Annotated in this window: 22 protein-coding genes and 2 tRNA genes; 14 read left to right on the top strand and 10 right to left on the bottom strand. The window is 68.1% G+C overall.

Annotated features, from left to right (window positions below; all coding sequences use genetic code 11):
- Window positions 1-108: 108 nt before the first annotated feature.
- Together ACIQ3R_RS00670 and ACIQ3R_RS00665 are read left to right on the top strand one after the other, a co-directional pair.
- Window positions 109-2,211 carry a S9 family peptidase gene (locus ACIQ3R_RS00670; protein WP_397413905.1) on the top strand — a complete coding sequence of 701 codons (2,103 nt, stop codon included), beginning with the start codon at window positions 109-111 and terminating at the stop codon, window positions 2,209-2,211.
- On the top strand, window positions 2,196-2,750 hold the full coding sequence (locus tag ACIQ3R_RS00665; protein WP_397413903.1) for a GNAT family N-acetyltransferase: 555 nt from the start codon (window positions 2,196-2,198) through the stop codon (window positions 2,748-2,750). The genes ACIQ3R_RS00670 and ACIQ3R_RS00665 overlap by 16 nt, the downstream gene beginning before the upstream one ends.
- Here ACIQ3R_RS00665 and ACIQ3R_RS00660 read toward each other — a convergent pair.
- Both ACIQ3R_RS00660 and ACIQ3R_RS00655 read right to left on the bottom strand, forming a co-directional pair.
- Complete coding sequence (locus ACIQ3R_RS00660) at window positions 2,740-3,162, bottom strand: hypothetical protein (RefSeq protein ID WP_397413900.1); 423 nt, start codon at window positions 3,160-3,162, stop codon at window positions 2,740-2,742. The two genes, ACIQ3R_RS00665 and ACIQ3R_RS00660, sit on opposite strands and share 11 nt — an antisense overlap.
- Before the next feature lie 90 nt (window positions 3,163-3,252).
- A tRNA-Gln gene (locus tag ACIQ3R_RS00655) sits at window positions 3,253-3,326 on the bottom strand.
- Between the two features lie 145 nt (window positions 3,327-3,471).
- On the opposite strand from ACIQ3R_RS00655, the gene ACIQ3R_RS00650 reads away from it, so the two are divergent.
- Window positions 3,472-3,548 (top strand) — tRNA-Pro (locus ACIQ3R_RS00650).
- Window positions 3,549-3,954: 406 nt separating this feature from the next.
- Here ACIQ3R_RS00650 and ACIQ3R_RS00645 read toward each other — a convergent pair.
- From ACIQ3R_RS00645 to ACIQ3R_RS00635, 3 genes are read right to left on the bottom strand one after another with little or no spacing between them, the layout of a single operon-like run.
- Entirely contained in the window at window positions 3,955-5,520 is a 1,566-nt protein-coding gene (locus ACIQ3R_RS00645; RefSeq protein ID WP_397413898.1) for a recombinase family protein, read from the bottom strand.
- Window positions 5,517-5,924 (bottom strand): DUF2924 domain-containing protein, encoded by a 408-nt coding sequence (locus tag ACIQ3R_RS00640; protein WP_397413895.1) that lies wholly within the window; start codon window positions 5,922-5,924, stop codon window positions 5,517-5,519. The genes ACIQ3R_RS00645 and ACIQ3R_RS00640 overlap by 4 nt, the downstream gene beginning before the upstream one ends.
- A gap of 32 nt (window positions 5,925-5,956) precedes the next feature.
- Window positions 5,957-6,217, bottom strand: coding sequence for a DUF3489 domain-containing protein (locus ACIQ3R_RS00635; protein WP_397413893.1), 261 nt, complete (start codon window positions 6,215-6,217; stop codon window positions 5,957-5,959).
- A 611-nt stretch (window positions 6,218-6,828) separates the two neighbouring features.
- Here ACIQ3R_RS00635 and ACIQ3R_RS00630 point away from each other — a divergent pair.
- From ACIQ3R_RS00630 to ACIQ3R_RS00605, 6 genes are read left to right on the top strand one after another with little or no spacing between them, the layout of a single operon-like run.
- Window positions 6,829-7,758: a serine hydrolase domain-containing protein gene (locus tag ACIQ3R_RS00630; RefSeq protein ID WP_397413891.1), complete on the top strand. Its 930-nt coding sequence runs from the start codon at window positions 6,829-6,831 to the stop codon at window positions 7,756-7,758.
- A 55-nt stretch (window positions 7,759-7,813) separates the two neighbouring features.
- Window positions 7,814-9,613: a DUF885 domain-containing protein gene (locus ACIQ3R_RS00625; RefSeq protein ID WP_397413889.1), complete on the top strand. Its 1,800-nt coding sequence runs from the start codon at window positions 7,814-7,816 to the stop codon at window positions 9,611-9,613.
- Between the two features lies 1 nt (window position 9,614).
- Window positions 9,615-10,877 (top strand): sarcosine oxidase subunit beta family protein, encoded by a 1,263-nt coding sequence (locus ACIQ3R_RS00620; RefSeq protein ID WP_397413887.1) that lies wholly within the window; start codon window positions 9,615-9,617, stop codon window positions 10,875-10,877.
- A gap of 11 nt (window positions 10,878-10,888) precedes the next feature.
- Window positions 10,889-11,173, top strand: a complete 285-nt coding sequence (locus ACIQ3R_RS00615; RefSeq protein WP_397413884.1) for a sarcosine oxidase subunit delta — start codon at window positions 10,889-10,891, stop codon at window positions 11,171-11,173.
- Window positions 11,170-14,088: a sarcosine oxidase subunit alpha family protein gene (locus tag ACIQ3R_RS00610; protein WP_397413882.1), complete on the top strand. Its 2,919-nt coding sequence runs from the start codon at window positions 11,170-11,172 to the stop codon at window positions 14,086-14,088. Before ACIQ3R_RS00615 ends, ACIQ3R_RS00610 begins: the two co-directional genes overlap by 4 nt.
- A complete protein-coding gene (locus ACIQ3R_RS00605) occupies window positions 14,081-14,608 on the top strand; it encodes a sarcosine oxidase subunit gamma (RefSeq protein ID WP_397413880.1) in 528 nt (175 codons plus the stop codon). The genes ACIQ3R_RS00610 and ACIQ3R_RS00605 overlap by 8 nt, the downstream gene beginning before the upstream one ends.
- Before the next feature lie 211 nt (window positions 14,609-14,819).
- Here the strand turns inward: ACIQ3R_RS00605 and ACIQ3R_RS00600 are convergent, their stop codons facing one another.
- From ACIQ3R_RS00600 to ACIQ3R_RS00590, 3 genes are all read right to left on the bottom strand, one after another.
- The gene (locus ACIQ3R_RS00600; RefSeq protein ID WP_397413878.1) at window positions 14,820-15,434 is read right to left on the bottom strand and encodes a CC0125/CC1285 family lipoprotein; all 615 of its coding nucleotides are present in this window, start codon (window positions 15,432-15,434) and stop codon (window positions 14,820-14,822) included.
- Between the two features lie 76 nt (window positions 15,435-15,510).
- Complete coding sequence (locus tag ACIQ3R_RS00595) at window positions 15,511-15,915, bottom strand: MAPEG family protein (RefSeq protein WP_397413876.1); 405 nt, start codon at window positions 15,913-15,915, stop codon at window positions 15,511-15,513.
- A gap of 79 nt (window positions 15,916-15,994) precedes the next feature.
- Window positions 15,995-16,972, bottom strand: coding sequence for a complex I NDUFA9 subunit family protein (locus ACIQ3R_RS00590; RefSeq protein WP_397413874.1), 978 nt, complete (start codon window positions 16,970-16,972; stop codon window positions 15,995-15,997).
- A gap of 238 nt (window positions 16,973-17,210) precedes the next feature.
- Here ACIQ3R_RS00590 and ACIQ3R_RS00585 point away from each other — a divergent pair, with 238 nt between their 5' ends.
- Together ACIQ3R_RS00585 and ACIQ3R_RS00580 are read left to right on the top strand one after the other, a co-directional pair.
- Window positions 17,211-18,419: a threonine ammonia-lyase gene (locus ACIQ3R_RS00585; protein WP_397413872.1), complete on the top strand. Its 1,209-nt coding sequence runs from the start codon at window positions 17,211-17,213 to the stop codon at window positions 18,417-18,419.
- 178 nt (window positions 18,420-18,597) lie between these two features.
- Window positions 18,598-19,107: an FKBP-type peptidyl-prolyl cis-trans isomerase gene (locus ACIQ3R_RS00580; RefSeq protein WP_397413870.1), complete on the top strand. Its 510-nt coding sequence runs from the start codon at window positions 18,598-18,600 to the stop codon at window positions 19,105-19,107.
- Window positions 19,108-19,293: 186 nt separating this feature from the next.
- Here the strand turns inward: ACIQ3R_RS00580 and ACIQ3R_RS00575 are convergent, their stop codons facing one another.
- Window positions 19,294-19,683 carry a hypothetical protein gene (locus tag ACIQ3R_RS00575; RefSeq protein ID WP_397413867.1) on the bottom strand — a complete coding sequence of 130 codons (390 nt, stop codon included), beginning with the start codon at window positions 19,681-19,683 and terminating at the stop codon, window positions 19,294-19,296.
- Window positions 19,680-20,549, bottom strand: a complete 870-nt coding sequence (locus ACIQ3R_RS00570; protein WP_397413910.1) for an HpcH/HpaI aldolase/citrate lyase family protein — start codon at window positions 20,547-20,549, stop codon at window positions 19,680-19,682. Before ACIQ3R_RS00570 ends, ACIQ3R_RS00575 begins: the two co-directional genes overlap by 4 nt.
- A gap of 166 nt (window positions 20,550-20,715) precedes the next feature.
- Between ACIQ3R_RS00570 and ACIQ3R_RS00565 the strand changes: the two genes are divergently transcribed.
- From ACIQ3R_RS00565 to ACIQ3R_RS00555, 3 genes are all read left to right on the top strand, one after another.
- Window positions 20,716-21,108: a DUF2237 family protein gene (locus tag ACIQ3R_RS00565; protein WP_397413864.1), complete on the top strand. Its 393-nt coding sequence runs from the start codon at window positions 20,716-20,718 to the stop codon at window positions 21,106-21,108.
- A gap of 68 nt (window positions 21,109-21,176) precedes the next feature.
- On the top strand, window positions 21,177-21,629 hold the full coding sequence (locus ACIQ3R_RS00560; protein WP_397413862.1) for a nuclear transport factor 2 family protein: 453 nt from the start codon (window positions 21,177-21,179) through the stop codon (window positions 21,627-21,629).
- The gene (locus tag ACIQ3R_RS00555; protein ID WP_397413858.1) at window positions 21,626-22,453 is read left to right on the top strand and encodes an SDR family NAD(P)-dependent oxidoreductase; all 828 of its coding nucleotides are present in this window, start codon (window positions 21,626-21,628) and stop codon (window positions 22,451-22,453) included. Before ACIQ3R_RS00560 ends, ACIQ3R_RS00555 begins: the two co-directional genes overlap by 4 nt.
- Window positions 22,454-22,560: the final 107 nt, after the last annotated feature.

The raw sequence follows: 22,560 nt of genomic DNA, 5'->3' as shown, positions 1-22,560 counted from the left end.
ATGGCGCGTTCCTGTGGTCCGCCCATCAGATAGCCCATCGCGGCGTTTCGCCAAGTCGGCGCGGTCTCGACCCTTGAGCCGAGGGAACGGGCGGCGCATCTAGCGGCCATGTCCGAACGTCCCGCGCCACCCATCGCCCCGAAGATCCCGCACCGCATCGAGCAGCTCGGACGCGTGCGCATCGACGACTACGCCTGGATGAAGGACGAGGCATGGCAGCAGGTGCTGCGCCATCCCTCGACGCTCAAGGCCGACATCCGCGCCCATCTGGAAGCCGAGAACGCCTACACCAGGGCCATGCTGGCCGGGACCGAGGCGCTGCAGGCCCAGCTGTTCGCCGAGATGAAGGGCCGGATCAAGGACGATGACGCCAGCGTGCCCGCAGCCGACGGGCCCTACGAGTACTACAGCCGCTATGCGCCTGGCGCGGAACACCCGATCCATGCCCGACGCCCGCGCGGCCCAGGCGGCGATAACGGGGGTCCGGAGACGATCCTGCTCGATGAAGCGGCGGAGGCCCAGGGCCACGCCTATCATCAGGTGGGCGCCGCGCATCACAGCCCGGACCACACGCTGTTCGCCTGGGCGGTCGATACGCAGGGCTCGGAGTACTTCCAGATCCGCGTGCGCGACCTTGCGACCGGCCAGGACGCGGGCCCGCCGGTGGAGAGCGCCTATGGCGACTTCTGTTTCTCACCGGACAGCGCGTGGCTGTTCTGGATCTGGCGCGACGAGAACGCCCGTCCCGCCAAGGTGTTCCGTCGGCCCGTGCGCGGCGGTGAAGACACGCTGGTCTATGAAGAGGCCGACGAGGGCATGTTCCTGGGGGTCGGGACGGCGGCCGACGACAGCCACATCCTGATCCATGTGGGCAACCAGGAGACCACAGAGATCCTGCTGATCCCGGCGGCCGACCCGACCGCAGCGCCGGTGATCGCCGAACCTCGCTGCGAGGGCGTGAAGTACAGCCTGGACCACTGGGGCGATCGGTGGGTGATCCGCACCAACGCGGACGAGGCCGTCGACTTCAAACTCTGCGTCTCGCACGCGGCGATCCCGGCGCGGACGACCTGGGCCGACTGGATCGCCCACCGGCCGGGTCGCTACATCACCGGTTTCGCGGCCTATGCGGGCCATCTGGCGCGGGCCGAACGGGTGGAGGCGCTGGATCGGCTGGTGATCATCGACCGCGCGGGGAACGAACACGAAGTGGCGTTCGACGAGGAGGCCTATGCGCTCAGCCTCGATCCCGGCCACGAGTACGCCACGACGCTCACCCGCTACGTCTACCAGTCCCCGACCACGCCCCGGCAGTGGTTCGACTACGACATGGACAGCCGCCGGCGCACCCTGCGCAAGACCCAGGAGGTGCCCTCGGGCCACGACCCGGCGGCCTATGTGGCGCGCCGGATCACCGCCACCGCGTCGGACGGCGCGCGGGTTCCGATCACGCTGCTGATGCGGGCCGATACGCCGCGCGACGGCTCCGCGCCGGTCATGCTCTACGGCTATGGGAGCTACGGCATCGCCATGGAGCCGAGCTTCTCGATCCGCAATCTTAGCCTGGTGGACCGGGGCTGGATCTGGGCGGTGGCGCACATCCGGGGCGGGTCCGACAAGGGCTGGGGCTGGTTCCTGGATGGCCGCAAGGAAGCCAAGACCAACACCTTCACCGACTTCATCGCCTGCGCCGATCACCTGGTCGCCGAGGGCTATGCGACGCCGGGCCGGATCGCAGCCTATGGCGGCTCGGCCGGCGGCATGCTGGTCGGCGCGGTGGCCAACCTCAGACCCGAACTCTGGGGCGCGGTGATCGCCGCCGTGCCGTTCGTGGATGTGCTGAACACCATGAGCGACACGACCCTGCCGCTGACCCCGCCGGAGTGGCCCGAGTGGGGCAATCCGCTGGAGGATGCGGCCGCCTATGACCGCATCGCGGGCTACAGCCCCTATGATCAGGTGGCGGCCCGGCCCTATCCGCCGATCCTGGCCACCGGCGGACTCTCGGATCCGCGCGTCACCTACTGGGAGCCGGCCAAGTGGGCGGCCCGACTGCGCGACCAATCGACCTCGGACGCCCCGGTGCTGCTGAAGATCAACATGGAGGCCGGCCATGGCGGCGCCTCGGGCCGGTTCGACTTCCTGAAGGAGATCGCGCTCGACTACGCCTTTGCGGTCTGGGCCCTGGACGGGGGATGGCGCGCGCCATGATCATCCGCGCCGCAACGCCCGCCGACGCCGAGGCCCTGGCCCGCATCTACGGCCACCACGTGCTGCACGGCCTGGGCACCTTCGAGGAGGTTCCCCCTTCGCCCGCCGACATGGAGGCCCGCCGCGCCGCGGTGGTCGCTCACGGCCTGCCCTATCTGGTGGCCGAGGATAGCCCGGGCGGGGCGGTTCTGGGCTTCGCCTACGCCGGACCCTTCCGGCCCCGCGCCGCCTATCGCTACACGGTGGAGGACAGCGTCTATGTGGCGCCCGAAGCGGTGGGCCAGGGCGTAGGGCGCGCCGTGCTGGGCGCGGTGATCGCGGCCTGCGAGCAGGTCGGCATGCGGCGGATCGTGGCGGTGATCGGGGACAGCGGCAACGCCGCCTCCATCGGCCTGCACCGGTCGCTCGGCTTCGAGCCGGCGGGAATGGGTCCGGCGCTGGGCTGGAAATTCGGCCGCTGGGTCGACATCGTCTGGATGACCCTGCCGCTCAACGGCGGCTCGAACTCGGCGGCGGATGCGCCGGGTCTCAGGCTTTAGCCGGCCGCCAGAGGGGCCCGACCGCCAGGGCCAGCACCACAATGTTGAAGAGCGCGTTCGACGCGTTGCCCGACAGGATGGAGCCCGCGCTGTCGAGCAGGAACCAGGCCAGCGCGCCGGCCACATGCGTCCGGCGAACGGCTTCCGGCGCGAGGTCATAGAGCCGCGTCGCGAGGCCCCAGATCGTCACGCCCCAACCGAGCAGGAAGCCGCCGGACAGCGCCGAGAGAAACCGCGTATCCGGATCGGCGTAGGTCGTCGCCCCGTCGATGGGCCAGCTCAGGATGTCCAGCGTCAGCCGCGCGGGCTCCGCCGTGGCCGCCATGGATCCCAGGAAGAATATGGGCCCGCCCACGCCCACCACGAAGGCCGCGAATTTCAGCCAGGCCTTATGCTGCGCCTGAGTCGCCATTGAACCCTCCCGCCGGTTGCCTGCGCCAGACATGCGCCCGCATGCGCGGCGGGCCAATTACCCGGGAGGTACGATCGGGAATGGGAGGATTGGCTGGGGAACTAGGACTCGAACCTAGAATGACGGTACCAAAAACCGCTGTGTTACCATTACACCATTCCCCAGCAGGAACGGCCCGGACCGGGTTTCGCCGGCGCGGGAGCGGGGGAAATAGCGCAGCGGCCGGGCCGATGCAACGCCCGGCCCGACACCTGAACTCGGCCGCGCTTGCGAGCCCCATCCCCCTCCTCTATAAGCCCGCCTCCAAGTCGGAGTGTGGCTCAGTCTGGTAGAGCACTGCGTTCGGGACGCAGGGGTCGCAGGTTCAAATCCTGCCACTCCGACCACCTACTCTTCGGGGTTACCGGGGCTCCCGCCCGGACCCTGAATTCTCCCGACATTACCGTGGCTTGCGTCGTATTTGGCGAGCCGAGATGGCTCTCCGAGAGACCGAATTCGCCGGAACAGGGCCAAATCTCTGGCCGGCTCTCTGGGCCCATTCCAAAAGTGTCACTTTCGGTCGTTCCGCGGGCGCGCCGATCGGGCGTTATCAGCACTGCATTGTCCGAACGGGCGCGTTCCCTGCTATCAGGGAAAAGAACAGGGAATTCGTTCTTCTGTTCGGCCCCACACTCAGGCCGTCAACGATGCCATCCACTTGCCCCGAAACGACAATCGCCCCGCCACGGCGTCGGAGCGATCTAGATGTTGCAGGGAAGTGCGGGACCAGAAGCAGGGAAACTCGCAGCTAGGTCAGCCGCAGGCGAGGGCGCGGAACCAGGCCCTCTGATCATCCCAGTTCAGCGGCAGCGGGGCTGCGGTCACGGCCGTCAGAGTGATGGCCGCGGGCTGCCGTCCTTCGATGATCAGACCCACGAGATCGGGCGCCAGATAGGCCAGCGGGAGAAGTCTGGCGGCGTAGTGATTGCAGAGGCCTTCGCGGCGCGCGAGGTCCGTGATGGAGGTGGCGGCGCCCGTCTCAAGAGCCTGCATCCAGCGGCGCGCTTGTACCACGCCCCTCACGAGGGTTCGGTCGACTCGGCGCGCCTGCGGCGGGTCGCCATTCGTCCCCATGATGATCTGGGCGCCTTGCCGACGGCTCATATGGAAGGCGAGCCGGATCGTGGTGAGTTCGCTGACGCCGCCACCGGCGGCCATCGCGTCAGGCTCCATCTGAATGCAAGCCTCGTCGGACCCGACGCGGACCTCCCGGATCGCGGCCGCAAACCGCACCTCAGCGCCGTGTTCCGGCATCCAGCTGGCGGCAAGGGTCGGGGCAAGTTCACCGGCCAGGAACTCTTCCAGGATGCCTGCCGATACTCGATGTAGGCGGCCGGCCTCTCCCCGACCCGTGAGCGATGGGCGGCTGACATAGTAGCGGTATCGCTGGGATCCTCGACGGGTGTGGACGGGCACCATCGCGTTGCCTCGATCGTCGAACAGCTTGCCTGCCAGCAGGGCGGGTTCAGCGACGCGGGGTGTTTGGGGCTGGCTGGCGTTGCTAACGGCGAGCTTCGCCTGCACCGCGGCCCATAGCTTAACGTCGATGATGGCCGGATGGGTATCGTCGTAGAGTTTATCCTTGTGCCGGGTCGCACCGCGGTAGGCGGGGTTCGTAAGCAAGTAATGCAGTGGCCCGCGGGTCATGACCCCTCCGCCGACGACATCCCCCGCCTTATTCACCCAGCGCTTGCTCTCGTGGCCGTCGCGCTCCAGCGCCAACAGGTTACCGAGTTCCAGGTACCGCTCGAAGATCCGCCGCACACGCGGCGCCTCAACGGCGTTGATGGCCAGACGGCCTTCGACGATGTCGTAGCCCAGCGGCGGGCGACCTCCCATCCGGAGGCCCTTGGCCTTCGAGGCTGCGACCTTGTCGCGAATCCGCTCGCCGGTGACCTCGCGTTCGAATTGGGCGAACGACAGCAGGACGTTCAGCGTCAGCCGGCCCATGCTTGACGTCGTGTTGAAGGCCTGGGTGACGGACACGAAGGAGACGCCCCGAGCGTCGAAGATCTCCACGATCTTCGCGAAGTCCGCGAGGGACCGGGTGAGCCGATCGACCTTGTAGACGACCACCACATCGATGAGGCCCCGCCGGATGTCCTCAAGCAGTTGCTTGAGCGCAGGACGTTCCATCGAGCCGCCGGAGAAGCCGCCATCGTCATACGGGGTCTTGATCGCGGACCAGCCCTCCCCGGCTTGGGAGAGTACGTAGGCCTCGCAGGCTTCCCGCTGGGCGTGCAGGCTGTTGAAGTTCTGGTCCAGCCCTTCCTCGGTGGATTTGCGCGTGTAGATCGCGCAGCGCAGGCGCACGCTCATCGCCGGCGCTCCGTCAGTCCGAAGAAGAGCCTACCATTCCACTTCGTGCCGGTGATGTGTTGGGCGACCTCGCTTAGGGAGCCAAACCGCTCGCCGCGATAGCTGAAGCCATCGGATGTGACCCGGACTTCATGGCGAACACCGCGCCACTCCTTGATTAGGGAAGACCCGGTTTTCAGGTCCGGGCCAGGCGTTGGCCTAAAGTCGCGGTCGTCTGCGAAGCGACGGCCGAGCTCGGCAATACGCCGCTTCATCGATCCGGGCAGGTCCCCATGCTGACGGGTCTGAATGCGGTAGGCCAAGGCCAGCGCGAGCAGTTCACGGGTACGAAGCTGAGGCGGCGCTTGGTCCCATCGCCGCCGCCACTCCGCCCGCAGCCCCTCGAGGTCGAGCGCGGCGAGCACCCTCACCTCTTGGGCGATGGGATCGCCGGCTCTCACGCGCCGGCTCCCTGGCTGGCCCGGTAGACGCGGCCGGTCTCGGTCTTCTTGGAGCTGATCGTAATGCCCAGCTTCTTCTTGATCGCGCCAGACATGGCGCCGCGCACCGAGTGGGCCTGCCAGCCGGTGGCGTCCCGCATCGCCAGGAGGGTCGCGCCCTCGGGCCGTAGCAGCAGCGCCAGCATCGCGCCGAGCTTGCCCTTGGGCGCGACGGCTGGATTGAGAACCTCAGTGTGGGTGGTTTTCGCTTTGGCCATGTTCGCCTCCGTTGATCGGGGCGCCGCCCGATGCGGCCCCCATACTGAGGCGAGCCCGGTCGGCCGGGCGTGATCGGACTTGTGCTTACGGGTGCGGCAAGGTCCAATGGATATGTGGGCATACGAGAAACGTGCGGCGGCTAGGATAGAAAGCCGTCTGTCAGATGACCTGCGTCTCAGCATCTGCCAGTTTCCGGAAGTCACTCGGAAGACGGCGATCTCCCTTTCAACTGATAAACAAGCGATCGTGATGATCGACGTTCTGCAACGCTTCGGAGCCCGTGTTGACAAGACTCGAAGCGCGGACCACTCCTGAGACCGTCAGGTCATGTTGAGACCGACCCGAAGAGTTGCGTCGCATGGAGGGGACACGCAGGCCTAGGTCTGTGCCCTTCCGGCGTCGCTATCGTCATTCCCTGCGTCCTTGGGAATGACGAGCTTGGCGACAGCCCTCCTCTCACTCCCGAAATCGATAGGGAGTGCCGGATGGGGCTGAAGATCAAACGCGACAAGATTGGAGATCGGCTTCGTGAGAAGTCGCGGCGCAGACACCGCATGGTCTGCTCAGTCTCGGGCGGCTGATTGAGCAGCCTGTTTGGCGTCTCCAGGGTGTGATCGTACTTCATCGCGGCCGGATCGTCGCCGAGGCCTACCCCGGCATGGCGCCGCGCGACCGCCATGTCTGGATGTCAGTCGCCAAGACCTGGGGCGGACTGCTGGCGGGGCGACTGCAGGACGCGGGTCGGCTCGACCCGACCGTAGACGTGACGGACATCCTCCCGGAATTCGCCCGGACCGCCTGGCGCGGAGTCAGCCTTCGGGACGTCCTCGACATGTCAACCGGCCTCGACCTGGAGGAAACCCCGGCCGCCGTGAACGATCCGACCACGCCGATCTCACGCTTCTTTCGAGCTGAGTTCGGCGAGCCTGACAGCGAAGGCGCCTTGCCCACCCACAACGCTGTGATCGCCGGCGTCGGACGCCTGGAGCCGCCCGGTGTAGCGGCGCGCTACTCCTCGGTCGTCAGCAATCTCCTGGGTCTCGTGATTGAGCGGCTGACCGACCGGCGCATCGCTGCCCACATGCAGGATATCTGGGCCGCAATGGGCGCCGAGCGAGCCGCCACGCTCTGCCTGTCTCCGCAGGGCCAGGCCGGACTGCACGGCCTGTTCTCATCCACCCTGCGCGATCTTGCCCGCTTCGGACTGCTTCACACGCCAAGCTGGCGGGTCACGAGCGACCTCCAGGTCGTCTCTCAGGCCCAACTCGATCGCCTTTGGTCGACCGGACGTCCAGACGGCTACATGAAGGCCGACCTCGGACCTCGCATCGCCCAGGCGTTCGGCGAACAGCCGCATCACAATGCCTACCAATGGGACGCGGTGTTTGCTGATGGAGACATGTTCAAGGGCGGCATGAACGGTCAGGGGCTCTATGTCTCACCCCGTCGCGACGTGGTCGTCGCCTGGTTCGGGATCAACCGCGACGGAATTCCCATGCATCCCATCGCCCGTCGGCTGGCGCAGACCTTTGCCTCCTAGTCCGCACCTGACCGGCGACCTCCAGCCGCCAGCCGGCCCGCCGGATCGGCGGCTCGTGATCGCAGGCCTGGCGAGCAGCGCGGCGATTCCAGCTCGGGCGCTGGAGGCCGGCGCCGACGCGCCAATGTTCGATCGTGCGCTTGAAGACGTCCAACGCGGATTGCTGGCGCACGAACCGGAGCAGGCGACCATTCTGGGTTTCGCGCCCGAGGATGCGGGCCCGAACGCCGACGCCCGGCTGGGGCGCTACGGACCTGCGGGTCGCGCGGAGCGCACCGCGCGCCTGCGGCAAGTCGTTGAGGCCATGAGCCCGTTCCGGATGACGCAGCTTAGTTCGGACCGGGCTCTGACGCGGGACCTGGTCCTGGAGCGCGCCGCTGGATGGCTCGATCTGGAGACCGCCTGCGGGCAGGGCCATCTCAGCCCCTGGGGCGTGATCTGGGGCTTCGAGCTCTATCCGGTCAGTCAGATATCCGGCCTCCACATCGGCGCGCCGAGCCTGCTCCTGAACCATCAGCCAGTGTCGAACGGCGCTGAGGCCGACGCCTACCTTTCGCGCCTCGCGGCCCTGGGCCCGGCGCTCGATGATGTGATCTCCGAGGTGGTCGCCGACGCCGCGGTTCGGCCGCCGCCGCGCCGGATCGTGGATGGCGCGATCGAGGTCATCGACGGTTTCCTCGCGACGCCGCCCGCAAGCCACCCGCTGGCCGCCGCGTTCCGCCTGAACCTCAATGCGGCCGGGCTCGACGCGAACGGCGTCCGCGCAGCGATGGCGGAAAGGCTGCTCGAAAGAGACGTTGGCCCAGCCTATCGTCGGCTGAAGGCCGCGCTCGTCACGATACGCCCGCAGTCGGGAGAGGCTCTCGGTCTCGCCACCCGCCCGGACGGGCGCGACCTCTACAGCAGGTTCCTGTGGATGCAGGCCGACACCCGCCTGTCGGCCGCCGAGATCCATGCGCGCGGCCGCGCGGAGGTCGCGCGACTGAAGTCGCTGATGGAGGGGGCGCTCGCCGCGCAGGGGCTCAGCCGAGGCGGCATCCAAGCTCGACTCAAGGCGCTGTCTCAGCAGCCCGGCCAGCTCTACGCCGACAGCGATGTCGGCCGCGCCGCCCTGCTGGCCGACCTGGCGGACATGGTCGCCGCAGCCGAGGCGCGGATGCCTCGGGTGTTCGACCGCGCCTCCACCCGCCCACCTGAGATCCGTCGCATCCTGCCGTTCCTGGAGCCCTATGCCTCGGGCGGCGGCGGGCAACCGCCCTCGCTCGATGGCCGGCGCTCGGGAGTTTACGTCATCAACCTGAAGGAAATGGCCGACGTCGCCCGCTGGTCACTACCCTCCCTAACCTACCATGAGGCCACCCCCGGTCACATCTATGAGGGCGAGATCGCTATGTCCGCCGGTCATCCGGCGCTGCGCTTGTTTCTGGCGCGGTCCAACGGCTTCGCCGAAGGCTGGGCGATGTACGCCGAGAAGCTGGCCCAAGAGCTGGGGCTTTACGACGCCTATCCCGGCTCGGAGATCGGTCGACTGCAGTCGGAGCTCTTCCGGGCGGCGCGGCTCGTGGTCGATACCGGACTGCACGACCTCGGCTGGAGCTTCGAACAGGCTGTCGCCTACATGGTTTCAACCGGCGCCGCGTCGGTCGCGACCGCAAGACGCGAGGCCGTGCGCTACGCGGCATGGCCCGGCCAGGCGGTCGGCTACAAGTTGGGCATGATGGAAATCGAGGCGGCGCGCCGACGGGCCGAAGCGAGGCCGGGATTCGACCTCCGCAGGTTTCATCGGCGTCTGCTGGCCACCGGCGGACTGCCGGTGCATCGCTTGACGTCTCATCTCGACGCGGACGAAGTCTGAGGTGGCGGCGCCGCTGCGATACTCCGCCTGGCGGCTGCTCCGCGAGGGGCTGCGAGGGCAGACGGGATGGGCGCCCGCCTGGAGATCGCCGACTCCCAGGCCGCGCTACGATGTCGTCATCATCGGCGGCGGCGGACACGGCCTGGCGACCGCCTTTTACCTGGCGCGCGTCCACGGCGTCACAAACGTGGCGGTGCTGGAGAAGGGTTGGATCGGCGGCGGCAACAGCGGGCGCAACACCACCATCATCCGGTCCGACTACTACTACCCTCAGAGCATCGCCCTCTACGGGCTGGCCCTCGACCTCTACGAAAAGCTGTCGAACGAGCTCAACTACAACATCATGTTCAGTCAGCGCGGCATGGTCGTGACCGGCCACAGCCGCCACGACATGGAGGCGATCGCACGCCTGACCGGCGCTATGCGGCTTCAGGGCGTCGATGTGCGCATGTTGGATCGCGCCGACGTTCGGGATCGAGTCCCGGTGCTCGACTGTAGTCCGCAAGCGCGGTTTCCGGTCTGGGGCGGTTACGTTCAGGAGCGCGCCGGCACGGCCCGGCATGATGCGGTGGTTTGGGGCTACGCCCGCGCCGCGGACGCTCTGGGCGTCGATATCATCCAGAACTGCGAGGTGACCGGCATCGAGACCGGCGCCGGCGGCGTGTTTAACGCGGTGCAGACCAACCTCGGCAGGATCGGCGCGGAGAAAGCGGCCCTAGTTGTGGCTGGTAATTCGAGCCGCCTTGCGGACATGGCCGGTTTTCGACTGCCAATCTTAAGTTATGGTCTTCAGGCCTTCGTTACCGAGCCCGTCAAGCCGGTGCTCGATGTGGTCAGCCGGTCGCTCGCAACGGGCCTCTACATAAGCCAATCCGACAAGGGCGGCCTCGTCTTCGGCGGGGCGCTCGATCTGTATCCGTCCTATGCCCAGCGGGGCAACCTGCCCACCGCCGCGCGCGTGATCGGCGCCGTGGCCGAACAGTACCCGTCGTTCGGTCCTATCCGCCTGCTGCGCCAGTGGTCGGGCGTCGTTGATGTCGTCCACGATTCCAGCCCGATCCTGGGCGAATCTCCTGTCCCGGGCCTGTACCTGAACTGCGGCTGGGGCACAGGGGGGTTCAAGGCGATCCCCGCGGGCGGCGCGCTCCTCGCCCATCACCTCGCTACGGGCGCCCCGCACCCGATCGCCGCGCCGTTCGCACTCAACCGGTTCGCGACCGGCGCTCTGATCGATGAAGCCGCAGGAGCGGGCATTGCACACTGAGGAGGGATAGGATGCTACGTATCGATTGTCCCTGGTGCGGTCCGCGCGACGAGACGGAGTTTCGCTGCGGCGGCGAACTCGCGCCTGTACGACCTGAACCCTTTGACAGGGTGGACGCTGCAACCTGGCGCGATCACCTGTTTGTCCGGGCGAACACCTGCGGTCCGCATGCTGAGCGCTGGCTGCACGTCTATGGCTGTCGCCGATGGTTCTCAGTCTTTCGCGATACGAGAACCCACGTAATCGCGGCCACAGGCCCGCTCGACCTGCCTCCGGCGTCAGTCGTGTCATCGTGACCGGCGAGCGCGTCGCCGCCGGCGGTGACATCGACCGGAATCGTCCGCTGCGCTTCCGCTTTGACGGGCGGCAGTATGGCGGCTTTGCTGGCGACTCCCTGGCGTCTGCGCTGCTCGCGAACGGCGTCGGCGTCGTCGGCCGCTCGTTCAAGCTTCACAGGCCGCGCGGCCTGCTCGCTGCAGGCGTTGAAGAGCCGAATGCGATTGTCACCGTCGGGCGCGGCCCGGGTGCAGGGGTCAACCTGCGGGCGACCGAGGTCGAACTGTTCGATGGGCTCGATGCGCGCGCCGTAAACTGCTGGCCGAGCGCCCGCTTCGATGTGGCGGCGATCAACGGTCTCGCCTCCAGGTTCCTTGCGGCGGGCTTCTACTACAAGACCTTCATGTGGCCCCATTGGCGGCTGTTCGAGCCTGCGATCCGAAGAGCGGCGGGCCTCGGCCGCCCGACGCGAGAACCGGACCCCGTCCGTCATGATGAACTTAATGCCCACTGCGAGGTGCTGGTGGTCGGCGCGGGAGTTGCTGGCCTTGCTGCCGCAAGGGCGGCTGCGCGGACAGGCGTCCGGATCATCCTGGCCGAACAGTCTCCCCGCGTTGGCGGGGCGCTGAGATGGCGCGATGCGCGGATTGAGGGAACCCCCGGAAAAGCTTGGGCCGATCAGGTCGCAGAAGACTTGGCCAACATGCCGGATGTCCGTGTTCTGACTCGGACCACAGCCGTCGGCTACTTCGACCACAACACACTGGCCCTGGTGCAGCGGCCCAGCCCCGGCGAATCACAGTCAGGGCTGCGCCTGTGGCGTGTACGGGCCGCGCAGGTGGTGTTGGCGACCGGCGCGCTGGAACGACCGCTGGTGTTCCCCGGCAATGATCGTCCCGGTGTCATGCTGGCCTCGGCGGTCCGCCGATACCTGTTCGAGTTTGGAGTCCGCGCCGGTCATCGGCTTGTGGTGTTTACGCGTCACGACGACGCCTACGACCTCGTGGAGCCCTGGCTTGCCGCCGGCGGCGAGGTGGCGATGCTGGTCGATGCGCGGGTCAACGGACCTGCAGATCGGATCGCACGGTTGCGGGACCTGGGCATCGAGGTTCGATTGGGTGCATCAGTGACATGCACGCGGGGCACGCCGATCCTGAGCGCCGTAGATGTACAGTCCTGCGACGGTGGCTCCCAGCGGATCCGGGCCGACGTCCTCGCGATGTCTGGCGGCTGGAACCCGGCGCTCGACCTGTTTCGCCAGTCGGGCGGCAAGGCCATCTGGGATCCCCGGATTGAGGCCTTTCGACCCCTTATGTCCGTGCAAGCCGAGCGAAGCTGCGGCGCAGCTGCGGGGACTCTCGACCTCTCGACAGCGGTAGCCGATGGCGAAGCAGCCGGGAGCGAGGCGGCGAGCGGAGCCCCGCAGCGGTCGCCATGCGCCCCCGCGGTCGACTCGGAACGGCGACCCGCGTGGCAGGTCGATGCGCCGGGCAAGGCGTTCGTCGATTTCCAGAATGACGTGACGGCGGCCGACATCGCTCTGGCGACGAGGGAAAACTTTGTCTCGGTAGAACACCTGAAGCGCTACACGACGCTCGGCATGGCGGTCGATCAGGGCAAGACCTCCGGTGTCAACGGGCTCGCAATCCTCGGCGAGCTTACCGGCCGCGAGATCGCTCAGGTAGGAACGACCAGCGCACGCTTCCCCTATACGCCAGTAGACCTGGGCGCGTTCGCGGGACTTGCGCGTGGCGAGCTCTTCCGGCCCCGCCGCCACATGCCCGCGCATGGCTGGCACGTCGCCCGCGGGGCGGTGTTCGAGGAGTATGGCGGCTGGACGCGGCCGTCATCCTATCCTCGTGAGGGCGAGACCACCCTCGCAGCCGAACAGCGCGAAGCCCTAGCTGTGCGACAGGCAGCCGGCCTGTTCGATGGCTCGCCCCTCGGCAAGATTGAAGTGGTCGGTCCGGACGCGCCACGATTTCTCGACCTCATCTATGCGAACGTGATGTCCAACCTGAAGGTCGGCCGCGCCCGCTACGGTCTTATGCTCAACGATCACGGTGTGATCCTTGACGATGGGGTCACGGCGCGCCTGGCGGAGGATAGATTCCTGGTCGGCACGACAGGCGCCGGCGCCAGCCGGATCGCCGAATGGCTGGAGGAATGGCTGCAATGCGAGTGGCCGCAACTTCGGGTCCTGACGGCGCCCGTGACGACCGCCTGGGGTGTCGCGACCCTCAGTGGCCCGAAGGCGCGCCAGATCCTCAGAGCGGTCGGATCCGACATTGATCTCGCCGCCGAGTCGTTTCCGCACATGGCGTTTCGCGAGGGCCGCGTGGCCGACATTCCGGCTCGGGTTTTCCGCGTGAGCTACACCGGCGACCTCTCCTTCGAGATCAACGTTCCGGCGGATCGGACCGAGGAACTCTGGAACCGGCTCATGGCGGTCGGCGCGCCATCCGGGCTGGAACCTGTCGGCCTCGACGCCTGGATGCTGCTTCGAACCGAAAAGGGCTATTTGCACTTGGGTGGCGACACGGATGGGACCACCAACGCGCTCGACGTCGGCTGGGGTCACATTCTGAAGCGAAAAACCGACTTCATCGGTCGCCGATCCCTCATCCGCCGAGAGGATCAAAGGGGCGACCGCTTCCAGTTTGTGGGGCTGGAGCCTGATGACCTTACCCGGCCTCTGCCCGTCGGCGCGCACTTGCGAACCCCCGGTGAGGTTATGAATGGGCCCACCGAGGGCTACGTCACGTCGTCGGGATTCAGTCCGCACCTTGCGCGCGCAGTATCGCTCGGCATGGTGCGCGGCGGTCGCAGTCGGCTTGGCGAACGAGTCCAGGTCGTTACGGAGCAGGGGTTGAGATACGCCAAGATCGCCTCGCCTGGGGTGTTCGATCCTTCGGGCGCGCGGCTCAATGCTTGAACCCCAGATCCCGGCCTGGCGTTTCGAGGGCGACGTTGTTCGGATCTCGGAGACGCGTCCGCCGGTCGTCGTTCTGCGCACGCTGTCGGTCGATGCCGACCTAATCGCGCGTTTAGGCACGGCGGCGGGGTTCGAATGGCCCGCGACTCCAAACACGGCCCGGCTGGGGGTCCATTGGACCGGTCCCTCTGAATGGACGCTCGTCGGTGACGCCGCGGTGCACACCAGGGCCATCTGCGGCGCGGCTCTCGACAATGTTTTCCACCACTTGGCCGACGTAGGGCCAGGACGCCGACAATGGGAGATCACCGGCCCCGGCGCCGCAGACCTGATGGCGCGCGGTTGTGGACTCGATCTCCACCCGAGGTCGTTCGGCGCTGAGGCCTGCGCTCAGACCCTGTTCGCTGATACGCCCGCACTCCTGGCCCGGGCATCTGACGGGGCGTTTCGGATTTTCGCTGGCGCCGATGTTGCGGGACACCTGCGAGCCTGGTTTCAGGCGGCTGGCCAAAGGGGCTAGCTGCGTCCCTAGGCGGCGAATGATGAACGACCAGGGCGAAGGTGCCACGTCGGCTTGGCAGGCGTCCCGGGCCGACTTTTCACGCGAATGGACCACGGATTGCTTGAAAGAGTCCGCCGGGCCGGAGACGCGTCACCCCGCGACTGCACCCACGACCATTCATTTTTTCCGAGAGATCCGGCCGCGACGGCGTGACCCGCCGCGCGCCGCCCTATGACTTGGGCTCGGGATAGCGGATGCGGGGCTTGAGGTTTTCGATCACGGCGCGGGCGTCGAAGGCCTGGGGGTCGCCCTCGGCCTTGGGGCCCTTGAACATCAAGATCTCGGCCGCGGCTTCGTAGCGCTCGATGGTGCGCACATCGACGCGGTCGTTCCAGAAGGGGTCGCCCCAGAAGGGATCCCAGCCGCGCCAGCCATAGCCGCGGCCATAGAACCGCCAGGACGGCCGCCAGAGGCCATAGACCCCGTACCAGGGCCGGTAGAAGGGATCGGAATCGACGACGGTTCGCACCTTCTTGTCGGTGTCGCGGTCGGCGACCTTGAAGCCGTCATAGCCGTTCAGGACGGTGAGCTCGGCGGCGCGGAACAGCAGATAGCCCTCGACCGTCTCGCGGTCGGTGAGCGAGTTGCCGGCGAAGGTGATGCGGAAGCGATCCGCCTCGACGCGGCTCTCCGACCAGCCGCCGGTGGTGGTCCCGCTCCTCTGCAGCGGCTGATAGGGCGTAGCGGTGGCGCAGGCCGCAAGGACAGCCGAGAGGGCGCCCACGACGATCAGCGCGCGGAGCCGGGCGGTCCTGTAGAATTCGGGCACGGTCTTCCTGGACATGGTCAGGTCTCGTACTGGATCGTCCCCCGACAGGGGATGTAGGCCGCCCCGCCCCGCCCGGCAATCGCTCGCTTGATCAAAGGCCGCCGGTCGCCGCCAGAAACACCAGCCGGCCGAGCGCGCCGAACAGCAGCACGGCGACCGCGAGCGCCTGGATCATGAAGCCCGTGCTGCGCTTGCCCGCGTCGGCCACATAGCCGAGCTGATAGACAACCCGACCGATGATCCAGACCAGGCCGACGGCGGCCGCGACCTGGGCGCTCCAATAGATGGCGAACAGCCAGAGCGGCGCGAGGAACAGCGGCAGCCATTCCAGCGTGTTGTAGTGGGCGCGGATCGTTCGCTCGAGCACGGGATCGCCGGTCATGGCCGGGGCGGCGATGCCGCTCTTGGCGCGCGCGCGGCCGACCTGCAGGCCCATCCAGAAATACGCCAGCAGCGCCAGCAGGCTGACGATGGCGACATAGCCGTAGTCTTGCATCTGTTTCTTCTCCCTCGCGCCCGATCCGGGCGGGGAGAGCTTGGCACCTTACGACGCGCGGGGGAATGGGGCGCGGAGCTCAGGCCCGGCCGGATTCCATCTCGCGCGCATCCTGGTCGGCGTACTGGCCGCCCTTGCGGTAGCGATAGAGGTAGGTGGGGAGCACCGACTCCAGCGCGGTGGGCGTGACGCCCAGGTCCGCCAGACCCGGGTGCTCGCCGCCGGCCACATTGTCGGTCTTCAGCAGTTCCACCTGATCGGCGGTGATCGGCGGCGGCAGCAGGCCGCCGACGAGATCAAAGGCCTTGCCCATGGCCGAGGCGACCGGGAAGGGCAGCGGCAGCAGCAGCCGACGCTGACCGGTCTCGGCCAGCATCAGGTCCATCAGCTCGCGGAAGCTGTAGGTCGTGGCGCCGCCGAGCTCGTAGGTCTGTCCCGCGCAGGCGGGGTCGGCGACCATGCGGGCCAGCGCCTTGCCGAGATCGCCGATGAAGATCGGCTGGAAGCGCGTGGCGCCGCCGCCGATCAGGGGCAGCGCGGGGCTGAACTGGGCCATGGCGGCGAAGCGGTTGAAGAAGCCGTCCTCCTGACCGAATACGATGGACGGCCGGGCGATCACCGCGGCGGGATCGACGTCGCGGACGGCGACCTCGCCCTCGGCCTTGGTGCGGGCGTAGCGTGAGGTGGAGGTCGCGCTCGCGCCCAGAGCCGACATCTGCACGATGCGGGATGCGCCGGCCGCCTTGGCCGCCTCGGCGATCGTGCGGGCGCCGTCCACATGCACGGCGGCGAAGGTCTGGCGGCCGGTCTCGCGCAGCAGGCCGACGAGGTTGAGCGACGCCTGGGCGCCTTCCAGCGCGCGGGCCACGGAGTCGGCGTCGCGCAGGTTGGCCTGGACGATGTCCACCTGGCCCACATCGCCCATCAGCCGCATCCGGTAGGCGAGGCTGGGGTTGCGCACCGCCACCCGAACCCGCCAACCGGCGCGGGCCAGTTCGCGCACGGTCTGGGTCCCGACGAAGCCGGATCCGCCGAAGACGGTGACCAGGGTCTGCATGGCGGCGCGGCCGCTCCTTCTAGGTGAGTCCGGAGGATGCGCCGGGCTTAGACGATGCGCCGCCGAGCCGCAATCGCTGCGCCCCCCGGCGCGATCGCTCAGGGACCACGAAACCCCGCTGTCGATGGGACAATCCCGGTGAGAACTGAGCCGCGATCGCCGCGCCCTGGACTTCGCATTGCGGCAAGACCGGGCCGCCGTTAGGTTGCGCGCCTTTTCTTGCCCCGGTCCTCATCCCATGACGCTCGCCTTTGACGATATCCTCGCGGCCCAGGAACGGCTGCGCGGACACATCGAGCGCACGCCCTGCCGTCGGTCGCGGACGCTGAGCGAGATCACCGGCGCCGAGGTGTGGGTGAAGTTCGAGAACCTGCAGTTCACCGCCGCCTACAAGGAGCGCGGGGCGCTCAACAAACTGCTGCTCCTGGATGAGGCCGTGCGCGCCCGCGGCGTGATCGCCGCCTCGGCCGGCAATCATAGCCAGGGTCTGGCCTATCACGCCGCCCGCCTGGGCATCCCGGTGACCATCGTGATGCCCAAGGCCACACCGTTCGTGAAGGTGCAGCAGACCCGCGCCCACGGCGCCGAGGTGGTGATCGACGGCGACGGCTATGACGAGGCCTCGGCCACGGCCAACCGGCTCTGCGAGGAGCGGGGCCTGACCTTCGTGCATCCGTTCAATGATCTCGACGTCATGGCCGGCCAGGGCACGGTGGCGCTGGAGATGCTGGAGGACGTGCCGGATCTCGAGGTGCTGCCGATCCCGATCGGCGGCGGCGGGCTGATCGCCGGCATGGCGACCGCCGCCAAGCACGTGAAGAAGGACATCCAGGTCATCGGCCTGGAGCCGGCGATGTTTCCCTCGTTCACCGCCAAGATGCGCGGCGTGCGGACGGCGCAGAACGTCGGGGCCTCGACCATTGCGGAAGGCATCGCCGTGAAGGCCGTGGGGGAGACCAGCTACGCCATCGCCCGGCCGCTCCTCGACGAGGTCCTGCTGATCGAGGAACCCTATTTCGAGCGGGGCATCGCGCTCTACTGCAATGTCGAGAAGACGGTGGTGGAGGGTGCGGGCGCAGCCGCCCTCGCCGGTCTGCTGGCCTATCCCGAACGGTTCCGAGGCAAGAAGTGCGGCCTGGTGATCACCGGCGGCAACATCGACACGCGCCTCCTCGCCTCCGTGCTCACCCGCGAGCTGGTGCGCGAGAGCCGCATCGTCTCGCTCCGGATCATCGGTGACGACCGGCCGGGCCTGCTGGCCAATGTCTCGGCGACCATCGGCCTGATGGGGGCCAACATCATCGAGGTCGCGCACAACCGTCTGGCGCTGGACGTTCCGGCCAAGGGTGCGGAATTCGACGTGATGATCGAGACCCGGGACGCCCAGCACACCCGGGAAGTGATGGACGCCCTGCGCGAGCGCGGCTACCCGCCGCGGGTTGTCTGATCGTGCATGGGTTGAGCTTCAGCGTCGACGATCAGCGTCATCCCCCGGCCTGTCCGGGGGATCCATCGGACTCGGCGCTGATTACGGCTCTGGGCTCCGACGCTGCGGGCCGCTTCCGGCGGCGGGCTCTATGGGCGGCGCGGACAAGCCGGGCCAAGACGAACAAGGTTGGGTTGTGATGCACATTCGTCGTTTTGCTTTCCTGGCTATCGCAGCCCTGGCGCTCGCCGCCTGCCAACCGAAACCCGCTGCGGAACCCGGCAAGCCCGGCGAGGCCTCGGCCGAGAGCAAGGCGTTCATGACCAAGGCGATCAAGGACGAAGGCCTGACCGCCCTGCCCTCGGGCCTGGCCTACAAGGTGGTGCGCAGCGGCGCCGCGACGGGCTTGAAGCCCCAGCTGACCGACGAGGTGAAGGTCCACTACGAGGGCAAGCTGCCGGACGGCCAGGTGTTCGACTCCTCCTACGAGCGCGGCGCGCCGGCGGCCATGCCGCTGCGCGGGCTGATCCCCGGCTGGCAGGAGGCGCTGCAGCTGATGCGTCCGGGCGACGAGTGGATCCTCTATGTGCCGTCGAACCTGGGCTATGGCGACCAGGGCGCGGGCCAGATCCCGCCGGGCGCCCCGCTGATCTTCCGGATCGAACTGATCGACGTGCTGCCGGGACCGGGTCGGATTCAGCAGGGCTAGAGCGCGTTCGGCGAAAGTGGAAACCGGTTTCGCCGCAAGAACGCGCTCCAATTCAAAGAGATCGAGCCTGTTCGACCGGCCTTGATGGTTCCATCAAGGCCGGACAGGCTCTAGAGCGCGTTCGGCGAAAGTGGAAACCGGTTTCGCCGCAAGAACGCGCTCCAATTCAAAGAGATCGAACAGGCTCTAGGGCTCGGCCCGGCGCGCGGTCGCGGCGCGGGCGGCGCCGCCTTCTGAAAGCTCGCCCGACCAGCCGGCCGGGGCCGGGCGGAGCGCCAGGGTCGTACGTCCGAAGCGGAGCGTGACGACCTCGCCTTCGCGCCCGGCGCCCAGCAGGAATCCGGACGCGTTGAGCGCGCCGGGGCGGCGCAGGTCTCGCCACGCGCCGTCGACCACGCCGCCGCGGTCAGTCAGTCGAAGCACGTAAAGATCAACCCCGTCGGCTGAGACGACCCAGCCGCCGTCCAGCGGGCCCTGATAGGCGCGCACCGCGCCGGCCGAGGCCTTGAGGCGCGCGTCATAGGCCGCCTCCTCCGGGGTCGGCTGGACCAGCAGGGCGAGGGCGAGGGCGATCATCCGGCCTCGCGCCCGGCGATGGCGTCCGCGACCGCCAGCAGCCGCCTCGCCTGTTCGTAGTGCAGACGCTCGACCATCCGGCCGTCGATCTTCATCACGCCGACGCCCTGCGCCTCGGGCGCCTCGAAGGCGGCGGCCACCGAACGGGCCGCGGCGACGGCGGCGGGATCGGGGGAGAAGGCGAGGTTGGCGGCCTCGATCTGGCCGGGGTGGATCAGGGTCTTGCCGTCGAAGCCGAAGGCCGCGCCTTGCGCCGCCTGCGCGGCCAGGCCCTCGGCGTCGGCGATGTCGTTGTAGACGCCGTCGAGGATCACGAGGCCATGCGCCCGGGCGGCCATGACCGAGAGACTGAGCGCCGTGATCAGCGGTTCACGACCGACGGTGAGCGCGCAGCGCATTTCCTTGACGAGGTCGTTGGCGCCGATGACCCAGGCGGTGACGCCGGCGCCCGCCGAGGCCGCCGCCAGGGTCTCCAGGCGGAAGATCGCCGCGCAGGTCTCGATCATCGCCCAAAGCGGGACATCCGCCGGCAGCCGCGCCCGCGCCGCGGCGAAGTCGCCGGGCGTCGACACCTTGGGGATCAGGACGGCGTCGGCCCGCGCCGCCCCGGCGGCGGCGAGGTCAGCCTCGCCCCAGGGCGTGTCCAGCCCGTTGACCCGGATCACCACCTCGCGCCCGCCGAAGCCACCCTCAGCGACGGCGGCGACGGCGCCGTCACGGGCGGCGGCCTTGGCGTCCGGAGCGACGGCGTCCTCCAGGTCGAGGATCACCGTGTCGCAAGGAAGCGTGCGGGCCTTGTCGATGGCGCGCGCATTGGACGCGGGCAGATAGAGGACGCTGCGGCGCGGACGATCGGCGGGTTTCATCGGGGTCTCGGCATCGGGCGGCTTGGCGTAGGGCGATCCTAGAGCATCGTCCGAAAAGTGCGACGCGGTTTTCGGTCGAACCATGCTCTAAGCTTTTGAATTCCCGCCTTTCATCTCAAACCGGTTCCGATTTGAGAAGAAGGGCCAGGGCGTTTAGAGTGGGAGCATGGCCACACGCCCGCTCCGTTATGACGCCTCCGCCCGCAATGTGATGGGCGGCGAACTGGTTCCCTGTTCACTGGACCCGGTGACCGGATTCTTCCGCAACGGCTGTTGCGAGACCGGACCGCATGATCTGGGACTGCACACGGTCTGCGCGGTGATGACCGCCGAGTTCCTCGCCTTCTCGGCCCGCATGGGCAACGACCTCTCCACCCCGCACCCGGACCTGGCGTTTCCAGGCCTCAAGCCTGGCGACCGCTGGTGCCTCTGCGCGCCGCGCTGGAAGGAGGCGCTGGACGCCGGCGCCGCGCCGGCGGTGGTGCTCGAAGCGACCCACGAGGAAACGCTCGCCATCGTGCCGCTCGGCATCCTCAAGGATCACGCGGTCGAAGCTTAGGGGACATTTGTTCAACCACGTCGGCCCTGGGCCGGCCTGACAGTCCGCCGGGCGTTTTGGAGGCTAAGATGTCGTGGGTCGAAGATCGGCTGGAAATCCTCAATCTGATCGCACGCTACTCGCACGCGGCGGATGATGGATCGCCCGAGGACTACGCCGCATGCTTCACGCCGGACGGCGAGTTTCATGGCCGGGTCGGCATGCCGGACGAGGTGAAGATCGTCGGCCAGAGCGCGCTGCTGAAGTTCGCCGGGGCGGCGGCCGCCCGGCGCGGCGCGGTGCAGAACAGGCACATCCAGACCAATACGATGATCGTCGAGCAGACCGAGACCACGGCGCACGCCAAGACCTACCTGCTGGTGATGCAGACCCGCGGCGCCAATCCGCCGGAGCCTGGCCTGACCAGCGTCTATGACGATCAGTTGGTGAAGACCGACAATGGCTGGCGCATCCGGATCCGGCGCGCTCTGCCGGATCGCAAGGGCGTGCTGCGGCCGCCCGTGGCGGAGGCCAAGCCATGAGCGGCCGGCGGTTCGACGGCAAGACGGTGGTCATCACCGGCGGCGCCAGCGGCATCGGACGGGCCTGTGCGCTGGCGTTCGGCGCCGAAGGCGCGTCGATCGTGATCGCCGACATCAACGATCCGCGGCTGGCCGAGGTCAGGGCCGAGTTGGAGGCGCTGGGCGTCCCTGTCCTGGCGGTGCGTTGCGACGTTTCGCGCGATGAGGATGTCGATGCGCTGGCGGCGCAGGCGGAGGCCCGGTTCGGTCAGGTCGACGTGCTGATGAACAATGCCGGGGTCATGCTGCGCGGCCCGCCCGAAGCGATGCCGATCGCGGACTGGGAGTGGATCTTCGGCATCAACTTCTTCGGACCGCTGCGTGGGGTTCGCGCCTTTCTGCCGGCCATGATCGCGCGCGGCTCCGGCCACATCGTCAACACCGCCTCCATCGGCGGCCTGATCGGCGGTCGCTGGCACAGCGCCGGCTACAGCGCCTCGAAGTTCGCCCTGGTCGGCCTCTCCGAGACGCTCTGCCTCTATCTCAAGCCCAAGGGCGTCGGCGTGTCCGTGCTGTGTCCAGGCGGCGTGACGACCAACCTGCCCGAGCAGTTCCGCCTCTCGTCGGTGGTGACCGACCCCGCACCCTACGACATGGACGAGACCTTCGGTCCCGGCGCCACAACCCCGGAGGCGGTCGCCGCGCTGGTGCTCGACGCGGTCGAAGCCGACCAGTTCCTGATCCTCACCGATCCCAGTCACCAGCCGCTTCTGGCCCGCAAGGCCGCAGATCCTCAGGGCTACATCAACCTGCGCACCCGCGCGGGCGGCGCCAGGCGGGCCTGACGCCGTGACGTACGCCCCGGAGCCGGGCGAGCGGCCGTCTCCAGGCGGCGTCGCCGCCGCATGGGCGGCGATGGGCGGGGGAGGTGACGCCGGCCTCCGCGCCCTCT

It is taken from the genome of Phenylobacterium sp. (assembly GCF_044371015.1).
Lineage (GTDB): Bacteria > Pseudomonadota > Alphaproteobacteria > Caulobacterales > Caulobacteraceae > Phenylobacterium.
Note: the sequence above shows the minus strand (reverse complement) of the source record. Positions and strands in the feature narration are given on the sequence as shown.